General features: G+C 68.2%; 1 protein-coding gene. It reads left to right on the top strand.

What is annotated here, in order from left to right; translation table 11 throughout:
* Positions 1 to 427: 427 nt before the first annotated feature.
* Positions 428 to 688: IS66 family insertion sequence element accessory protein TnpA (gene tnpA, locus HV826_RS36445; protein ID WP_255217609.1), on the top strand; the 261-nt coding region annotated here is incomplete at its 3' end.

Here is a 688-nt window from a genome sequence, read left to right as displayed (position 1 = left end):
CTGGTATAACCCGCTCAGGCGCCACTCCGCGCTCGACTACGAGTCACCCGCTGGTTACGAGAAGAAGCACCGCGCTGCCGCTTGAGGGCGAAAGCGCGGAACGCTCTGCGGAACCGGGGCAACTTCACGTCATCGAAGGCGACAGCTACCGCAATCCGCCCCCTGCCGGCGCCACAAGCCCTCGGCCGCCGCCGCCAGGTAGTCCGAAGTGGATCCGCTTGGCCGAACCGACCTCGTCTGCGCTGCGCACTGAAACCGCCGCGCACTAACGGCTCAGCAGGGCGATCCGCTTGGCCGAACCGCATGCGATCCATGGCCCCGGTCCTTGGCACATAAACAGCGTGGAGCGACCGTACCGGGTGACGAGACTGACAACTAGCGCCTCCTGATCGCCGTAAGCGTCCGGCCAACGACGTGATGAGGGGCGTTGAGTGACGCGCCGCCGCCGTGGACGCTGGCGAGCATGTCGAAGTCGGTGGAGAAGCAGGAGTGGTTCCAGGTCGCGGAGTCTTTCGAGGCGAGCGGGCTGACGCAGGTGGAGTTCGCGCGGCAGCGGGGCGCGCGGCTGAGCACTGTGCAGTCGTGGGTGTACCGTCGGCGCCGGCACCTGGCGGCGAAGGCCGAGCCGGTCCGCCTGCTGCCAGTCCAGGTGACGGCCCCCGTGGAGCCGAGCACCACCCTCGTCGAA

The organism is Myxococcus sp. AM010, from assembly GCF_013372585.1.
Taxonomy (GTDB): Bacteria; Myxococcota; Myxococcia; order Myxococcales; family Myxococcaceae; genus Myxococcus; species Myxococcus vastator.
The sequence above is the reverse complement of the archived record's forward strand: the minus strand, read 5'-3'. Positions and strand labels throughout refer to the sequence as shown.